This is a genomic window from Paracidovorax anthurii (genome assembly GCF_003269065.1).
In the GTDB taxonomy this organism is placed as follows: Bacteria; Pseudomonadota; Gammaproteobacteria; order Burkholderiales; family Burkholderiaceae_C; genus Paracidovorax; species Paracidovorax anthurii.
This window is the reverse complement of the sequence record NZ_QLTA01000102.1, coordinates 1-7,195: the sequence shown is the minus strand read 5'-3', so window position 1 is coordinate 7,195 and position 7,195 is coordinate 1. Positions and strand designations below refer to the sequence as shown.

Sequence of the window (7,195 nt, the reverse complement as noted above, 5' to 3'; positions counted from 1 at the left end):
GTGTTCGCCGGCATCCGGCACCTGGGAGGCAAGTTCGTGCGCACAATCGGGCAGGCACGGGCCACGGTGGGCATGACGATGATGGCTGCCTGCTACAACATGAAGCGGCTGGCGTCCTTCTTGGAGCGGGGGGTGGATGCGTTCTTCAAGCCAGCGGCTGCCAAGGCACGGGTGCGCCTGCAACCGGCAAAAGCGTGAGTCGCAGGGGCCGCGAGGCCCCGCGGGCACGGGGCTGCGCCCCCTGGGCAGGTGCCAATAGTGCATTCCAGGCGCTGGTATATGCCGTCTATGGCCTTGAGGCTCTTCAGGTCAGGGGTTGTGAGAGGTTCCCGGATGGCAGCAATGGGTCGGTAGTACCAGTTCGTGAGCTGTGAGAGCGGACTTCCAGCAACCCACCGGCCTGCACTGGCGGCCAATGTCCAGTGCTCACTTGAAACCTGCCGTTGGACGAATGGTCATCATTGGTGCCCGGATGGCTGCAACCGGGTGGCAACCGGTAAGTCGCGATGTGGCCATGAACAGCCGCAATCGCTGCGAAGCGGCCGTTCACAGTGGCCGGCGGATGACGTCAAAGGGCCCACTCCGGTGGTTCACGTCGCAGACCTGGTGGTCGCGAACCAATGAGCTGGCGTGTCATGCATGAACGGAATGCACCGAGCAGAACATGAAGCCGTGCGCGAGCCACCTCTTCCTAGCGACCCCGCGCTGCGGGTGGCTCCGCGCCGATTCCCAGTGAAATCACCACCACGTCGCCGGTTTTGCTGACTCTCCTGCTATCTTCCTGATAGCAATCCGGCGCTCACGGATCGAGCGCGATCACCTCGTCGTCCTCGTCCACGGGCTCGCACTCCGCCCCGAACGGGTCCCAGCCCCGGTGGATCACGATCTTGCGCAGGTCGTGGCAGAACCCGATGCGCTGCGCGCCGGGCACCTGCTGGCGCGCGAAGTCCTCGATGGCGGCGGGCAGGCTGGCGCGGAAGTGCAGGGCCTGCAGGTCTTCCAGCGGGTGGTCGTCCACGTGGACCAGCGGGGCGAAGTGCGCGGCGAACATGAGGGCGTGCGAGCCGACCTCGATCGGCGCGGGCGCGTAGCCCTGCGCGCGCAGCCAGTGCTGGGCCTGCGCGCGCGCGGGCAGCGAGGCATCCCAGGGGCTCCAGGCGCGGGCGAGCATTTCGGCCACCCACTGGTTGCAGTTCTGGTAGCGGGTGCTGTAGGCATAGGCGTTGGCGCTGTAGTCGGCTGCCAGCAGGGACAGGGCCGTGGGCCCGTCCAGTGCCGCGCCCTCCAGCGCCGCGCCCGGCGCGCCGGGCAGCAGCACGACGGTGGCGTGGCCCGTGCGCGGGTCGTCCCGGCCCAGGATGAAGCCCGGCAGGCCCTGGTCGTAGAGCCGGGGCCGCGACGCGTCGCAGGCGTAGTAGAGCTGGCGCACCGACCATCCTCCGGAGCCGGGCGGCTTGAGCGCGATGCCGGCGTGCGAATCGCGGATGCCGAAGCGGCCCAGGTCCATCCCGGAGCGGGCGATCAGCGCCACCATCTGGCCCGAGCCGTCCAGCGCCTGGCCGATCGCGGCGGCGAAGCGCAGCATGCGGTCCTGCGCCCCGGCGCCCGCCTCGCGGGGCCGGTCGCACAGGCCCCAGGCGCCGGCATGGGCCGCGCCGGCGGCGGTGAGCGCGGCCACGGCGGCCGCCATCCGAAGCCGGGGATGGAAAGCGGCGCGGCCCATCAGAGCCCCACGGGGCGCGCATCGAGGCCGGCGGCCCAGGCATCGTCCAGCACCAGGAAGAAGGCCTGCGGCGCATCGCCCCGGGCGAACTCCACGCCGTAGGGCCGCGCGCGCGCCTCCACCCGGTCGCCCACGGCCAGGGGCCGGCCGTCCTGCGCCGCGCGTGGCAGGTAGAGCAGGAACTCGTCGGCGGCGGGGCCGGTGGCGCGCAGCGTGAGCTGCGCCTTGTCGGGGTGGTCGGCCATGTCGGCGACCTGCACGACGCGGTATTCGCCCGCGGACACCCGGCGGTCGCGGTCCGGGCCGCCGCTGGAGCGGCCGATGGAGTCCGACGCGCTGGAGGCCGAGGAGCCCGCGCTGGAGGCCAGCGAGGTGAACAGCTCGGCGCGCGCGGACAGGGCGAGGCCGGCGGCCAGCAGCGCCGTGGCCGCGATCCGCGGCCGGAGGAAGGAGGAGGGAGATGCCATGGGATGGATGCCTGCGTGGATGTCGGTATGCGGTGTGGGGTGTTCGATATGCCGGCCCGGGTCAGCGGAACTGCGCCACCAGCTCGTCCGCGCCCTTGTCGATGCCGGCCTGGGCCGCGTCCAGCTTGCCCAGGGTGGCGGCGATGTTGAGCGCGTTGGGGTACTGCTTGGTGACGTAGGCGTCCAGCAGCGCGCCGGTGGAGGCGTCGAAGATCTCCACGGCGTAGCTGACCGAGCCGGTGAACGTGCCCTCCTTGCCGCGGATGCCCTGCACGAGGTTGTAGGGGCCGCCGGCCAGGTCGAAGCGGGTGATGGTGCTCAGGCCCCGGGTGGTGGCCTTGGCGCCCGTCAGGGTGACGCGCAGTCGCAGCGTGTCGGCCAACGCCGAGGGCTGGTCCACGAGCCGGAAGCGCCGGGCCAGCCGGGCGCTGAACTGGTTGCGCAGGTAGTCGGCCAAGGCGTAGCGGCTGGCTTCCGGCACGTCCTCGAACTGCTGGTCCGGGCCGCGGTAGACCGTCACCGGGTCGAAGATCAGCCGGGAGTAGCGGCGCCAGTCCACGGGGGTGGCCGCGCGGTAGGGGATGCGGCCCGTCTCGTCCTGGGGGTTGGGGCGCAGTTGCGGCGCGGACTGCAGCTCGGCATACGGAACGGGCTGCGCGCTGGCGGCGCAGCCGGCCAGCGCGGCGCAGGCCAGCCAGGGCAGGACGTGGCGGTACAGGGACAGGGGTTCGGGCATGGGAAAGCCTCCAGGGGCGGGGAGTGGCGTGGAAACCGCCGGCGAACGCGGGTGCGCCGGCGGCCGGTCGGGGGGCAGCCCTGTACCATGGCCGGCCGCCGCCCTGGCGGGTGCACACCGGCGCGGCGGGCGCGGGCCCCCGGGCTCGGGGGCGGTGGGTGGCAGCGGTGGTGGCATGGCTATAACTAAACAGGTCTGTACGGTTTAGTATTCCGTGCCGCTGCGGCATTTGTCAAGCAAAATAGTACATGTTGGTTTAGTTATAGGAGTCGGGATGCGGGTCAGGACCCAGGCGAGGCGGGATGCGATCCTGGAGGCGGCGGTGGCGCTGTTCGAGGAGGTGGGCTACGAGGCAGCGTCGATGAACGAGCTGGCCAAGCGCGTGGGCGGCTCGAAGGCGACCCTGTACGGGTACTTCCCGTCGAAGGAGCAACTGCTCGTGGCCGTGGTCGAGTCGGTGGCCACCGCGCATCTGGCGGAGGCCACGGCGGGGCTGGAGCGCGCGCTGGATGCCGGCACGGCGCTGCGGCAGGCGCTGACCGATTTCGGGGACGAGGCCCTGAAGGTGCTGGCCAACGACCGCAACGCGATCTCGGTCTACCGCATGGTGCTGGCGGAGGCGGGCCGCTCGGACATCGGCCGGCTGTTCCACGAGGCCGGGCCGAGCCAGTGCGTCGATACCCTCTCGCGGCTGATGCAGGGGGAGATGGCGGGGGGGCGCCTGAGCGAGGCCGACCCGCGCCTGCGGGCCACGCAGTTCCTCTCGCTGCTGACGGCGGAGATCGATGCGCGGCTTTACCAGCGCGATCCGCCGCCCGTGGCCCCGGCCGCGATCCACGCCATGGTGGAGCGGGCGGTCGATTTCTTCCTGCTGGGGGCGGTGCCGCGGGCCTGAGAACGTGTTCGCGATCTCCCAGGGGTCGCGCAGTGGCGTGTTCGGGAGGCGCTGCCCGCGCGGCCATTTCGGCCATTCCTGCCATTCCGGTCATTTAAGTGGGCGTTAAGCGCGGCGACGGTAGAGTCGCGCCCGCCGAGCTCGGCACCGTGTGAATCACGGCGCCGGGTCGGACCCTTCCATGGTCGGAGTCCCACATGCCTGCCGCCGCGCCCCTTCGGAAACGTTCTGCCGCCTTTTGCATCGGCGTGGCTTTCCTGTGGCTGGCCTGCTTCGTGGGGGCCCGCCCGCTGCTGCTGCCCGACGAGGGCCGGTACGCGGGCGTGGCGTGGGAGATGCTTGCCTCGGGCGACTGGCGGACCCCGACGCTGGCGGGCCTGCCGTTCTTCCACAAGCCCCCGCTGTTCTACTGGACCAGCGCGGCCGCCATGCGCGTGCTGGGGCTCCACGAGATCGCCGCCCGGGTCGCACCGCTGCTGGGCGCCACGCTCGCCGGCGCGGCCCTGTTCCTTTTCGTGCGCCGGTGGCGCAGCGAGCGCATGGCGCGGGCGTGCCTGGTGGTGCTGTCGCTGCAGCCCATGTTCTACCTGGGAGCGCAGTTCGCCAACCACGACATGCTGGTCGCCGGCTGCATCACGGCGACCATCCTGCTGCTCGCGCACGCGGCCCTGCTGCCGGACGGCGCGAAGCCGCCGCCCGGGGTGCGGATCGGCATCGGGGCGGCGGCGGCGCTCGGCGTGCTGTCCAAGGGGCTGATCGGCCTGGTACTGCCGGCCCTGGTCATCGGCCTCTGGGTGGTGGCCACGCGGCGCTGGCGGTGCCTGCCGCGGCTGCTGTCGCCGCTGGCGCTGGTGTCGTTCGTGGCCGTGGCGGCGCCCTGGTTCATCGCGATGCAGTGGCGGTTCGAGGGCTTCTCGCACTACTTCTTCGTGGTGCAGCACTTCCAGCGCTATGCCGCGGGCGGGTTCAACAATGTGCAGCCCTTCTGGTTCTTTCCTGCCGTCCTGGCCATCGCCAGCCTGCCCTGGCTGTGCTGGCTGGGGCCGATCGCCTCGGGCCGGTACTTCCGCGAGCCCGGCCGGAGGGATGTCCGCCTGCTGATGCTGATCTGGGTGCTGGCGGTGGTGCTGTTCTTCTCGCTGCCGCGGTCCAAGCTGGTGGGCTACGTGCTGCCGGCCCTGCCGCCGCTGGCGTTTCTGGTGGCCGACGGCCTCTCGATCGTGCTGGCGCGGCACCCGCGCAGGGTGTACTGGGCCTGGGCCGGCGCGGCGGTGTCGGTCCTGGCCTGCCGCCCGTCGTCATCCTGTCGCTGCACCCGGCGTTCAGCCACCGCGAGCTGGGCCACCTGATCGCGCGGGAGCGCCGGCCCGGCGAGCCGGTCTATTTCCTGCAGGCCTACCCCTACGACATCCCGTTCTATGCCCGGCTGGAGCAGCCCGCCCGCGTGGTGGAGGACTGGGCCTCGCCCGCGGTGCGCCAGCGCGATAACTGGAGGAAAGAGCTGGCCGAGGCCGCGGACTTCGCGGCGGAGGATGTGCGCGCGAACCTCATCGCGCCCGCCGATTTCCGGCGCGCCGTGTGCCAGCCCGGGGTCCGCTGGGTCGTCGGCCCGGAGGACGCCGCAGCCGTCTACCGGGTCCTCGACCGCGCGCGCCGCCTGGCCAGCGTGCGCGGCATGGCGGTGTGGCGCTTCGATGTTCCGGGCGAGGGCGCCGCTGGCGGCGCTCCCTGCCCCGGAACGCCCAGCGATGACCGAGCACGTAAGTGATGACCGCCACGCACACCAACGTCAGCACCAGCGCTACGTCCCAGCGCAGCCCGGTCGATCGCAGCATGCCCACGTACAGCGTCTCGTTCAGGCCGAAGCCACTGGCGGAGACGAAGAAGAACCGGGCGGCGGCGCGTGCGGTCGGGGCCTTCCGGTCCGCGAAGGTCAGCGCGTGATGCCCGGTGAACGAGACGGCGAAGGCCACCAGCCAGGCGCAGACGTTGGCCCCTTCGGGCCGCAGCAACGCCGACCGCACCAGGGCTACCGCCACGCACCAATGAACCAGCGCCGCCACGCACCCCACGGCGATGAACCGCACGGCACGCCCCAGCTCTCCCGGGGCGGGCACGGAGGAGGAGGAGGGCCGCCACGGCAGGGGGGCGCGCCTCACAGCGCGCCCCACGCCGCACGTTCACCGCGCAGGATCTGCATCGTGACGGACGACTTCGGCCAGCACGCAGGCATCAACGAGGCCGCCCTGCGGCTGGCGTCCGCCGGGCGGATCGGCGGCATGGGCTGCCTGGTCGGCGGGCCGGCCTGGCGCCGTGGAGCGCAGGCCCTGCGCGGGCTTCCGCAGGGCGCGGTGGACGTGGGTCTGCACCTCGATTTCACCGAATTCCCCCTGGTATCGGGGTTCCGGGGCCGCTGGTCCGCCCTGGTCCTCGCCTGCCTGGCGCGGCGGGCCGACGCGGCCGCCATCCGGCGGGAGATACGGGCGCAGCTCAGCGCGTTCGAGCACGAAATGGGCCGCGCCCCGGCCTTCGTCGATGGGCACCGGCACGTCCACCAGCTGCCGGTGATCCGCGACGAGCTGATGCGCGAGCTGGCGCCGCGGTATGGCGGCACCGCGCTCTGGGTTCGCTCCACGCGCCGGCCTCCGGCGGCCGCGGGCGGGGTCGGCATGAAGGCGATGTGCATAGAGTGGCTGGGCAATCGGGGAATGGAGTCGCTCGCGCTGCGCAACGGGTTTCGCCAGAACCGCCACCTGCTGGGCATCTATGGCTTCTCGGGCGGCGCGGAGGGCTATGGCGCGCTCCTGCGGGGCTGGCTGCGCATCGCGCAGGATGGCGACCTGCTCATGAGCCATCCCTCGGCCGGCGCCGGCAGCGACAGCATCCACGCGGCCCGCATGGCCGAATATTCCGTGCTGTCGCGCCCGGACTTCGGCGCGTGGATGGATGAGCAGCGGCTGGAGCTGATGCCCCTGAGCCGCATCCTGGGAGCCCCGGGGTAGCGGGGCGCATGGTCCGCGCGCAGGCTTAAGTGGTCCGCCCTGAACAATCCTGTTTTCAGCCGCAGGCAGGTCTGTTGTTGAGCGAAGGGGCGATCAATGCAGCGATGACTGCCTGCATCGACAGCCCGAGTCGGGCGCATAGAAGCCGCAGCGCAGCCAGGATCATGCGCAGGTTGTGCCCAGCGCCGCACATCACCGCATGCAGCGCATCGCCCAGCGCCCCCTTGAGCGGGTTGCGCCCCAGCCGCCCGTCCATCTTCATGTGCCCGATGGCCGGCTCGATGGCGCTGCGCCGGCGGATCATGGCCTTGAGCGTTCGGGTGATGCCTCGCTTTTGGCCTGACATCAGGATGCGTACCCCTTCGAGCTTCA

General features: G+C 71.5%; 7 protein-coding genes and 3 pseudogenes. 5 read left to right on the top strand and 5 right to left on the bottom strand.

The features are described from left to right. Positions 1-198, top strand: a pseudogene (locus AX018_RS24095) (IS5/IS1182 family transposase); the annotation flags it as partial. A gap of 601 nt (positions 199-799) precedes the next feature. Here the strand turns inward: AX018_RS24095 and AX018_RS24090 are convergent. The 3 genes from AX018_RS24090 to AX018_RS24080 form a co-directional block, all read right to left on the bottom strand. After that, the gene (locus AX018_RS24090; RefSeq protein WP_111882783.1) at positions 800-1,723 is read right to left on the bottom strand and encodes a DUF2145 domain-containing protein; all 924 of its coding nucleotides are present in this window, start codon (positions 1,721-1,723) and stop codon (positions 800-802) included. Then, entirely contained in the window at positions 1,723-2,190 is a 468-nt protein-coding gene (locus tag AX018_RS24085) for a hypothetical protein (RefSeq protein ID WP_111882782.1), read from the bottom strand. Before AX018_RS24085 ends, AX018_RS24090 begins: the two co-directional genes overlap by 1 nt. A 61-nt stretch (positions 2,191-2,251) precedes the next feature. Further along, positions 2,252-2,926 (bottom strand): DUF3313 domain-containing protein, encoded by a 675-nt coding sequence (locus AX018_RS24080; protein WP_111882781.1) that lies wholly within the window; start codon positions 2,924-2,926, stop codon positions 2,252-2,254. A 274-nt stretch (positions 2,927-3,200) separates the two neighbouring features. Between AX018_RS24080 and AX018_RS24075 the strand changes: the two genes are divergently transcribed. From AX018_RS24075 to AX018_RS25845, 3 genes are all read left to right on the top strand, one after another. Next, on the top strand, positions 3,201-3,821 hold the full coding sequence (locus AX018_RS24075; RefSeq protein WP_111882780.1) for a TetR/AcrR family transcriptional regulator: 621 nt from the start codon (positions 3,201-3,203) through the stop codon (positions 3,819-3,821). 248 nt (positions 3,822-4,069) lie between these two features. Next, complete coding sequence (locus tag AX018_RS24070) at positions 4,070-5,170, top strand: glycosyltransferase family 39 protein (RefSeq protein ID WP_170146345.1); 1,101 nt, start codon at positions 4,070-4,072, stop codon at positions 5,168-5,170. 95 nt (positions 5,171-5,265) lie between these two features. Continuing rightward, positions 5,266-5,589, top strand: coding sequence for a hypothetical protein (locus AX018_RS25845; protein ID WP_245951829.1), 324 nt, complete (start codon positions 5,266-5,268; stop codon positions 5,587-5,589). 28 nt (positions 5,590-5,617) lie between these two features. Here the strand turns inward: AX018_RS25845 and AX018_RS25840 are convergent. Beyond that, positions 5,618-5,845 (bottom strand): annotated as a pseudogene (locus AX018_RS25840) (GtrA family protein); the annotation flags it as partial. A gap of 177 nt (positions 5,846-6,022) precedes the next feature. Between AX018_RS25840 and AX018_RS24060 the strand changes: the two are divergent. Continuing rightward, positions 6,023-6,823 carry a ChbG/HpnK family deacetylase gene (locus tag AX018_RS24060; protein WP_245951828.1) on the top strand — a complete coding sequence of 267 codons (801 nt, stop codon included), beginning with the start codon at positions 6,023-6,025 and terminating at the stop codon, positions 6,821-6,823. A gap of 55 nt (positions 6,824-6,878) precedes the next feature. Here AX018_RS24060 and AX018_RS24055 read toward each other — a convergent pair. After that, positions 6,879-7,195 (bottom strand): annotated as a pseudogene (locus tag AX018_RS24055) (IS5/IS1182 family transposase); the annotation flags it as partial.

Excerpts from the sequence above, each read along its gene's own strand:
- AX018_RS24090 (WP_111882783.1), bottom strand. The coding sequence starts at position 1,723 with ATGGGCCGCGCCGCTTTCCATCCCCGGCTTCGGATGGCGGCCGCCGTG.
- AX018_RS24085 (WP_111882782.1), bottom strand. The coding sequence starts at position 2,190 with ATGGCATCTCCCTCCTCCTTCCTCCGGCCGCGGATCGCGGCCACGGCG.
- AX018_RS24080 (WP_111882781.1), bottom strand. The coding sequence starts at position 2,926 with ATGCCCGAACCCCTGTCCCTGTACCGCCACGTCCTGCCCTGGCTGGCC.
- AX018_RS24075 (WP_111882780.1), top strand. The coding sequence starts at position 3,201 with ATGCGGGTCAGGACCCAGGCGAGGCGGGATGCGATCCTGGAGGCGGCG.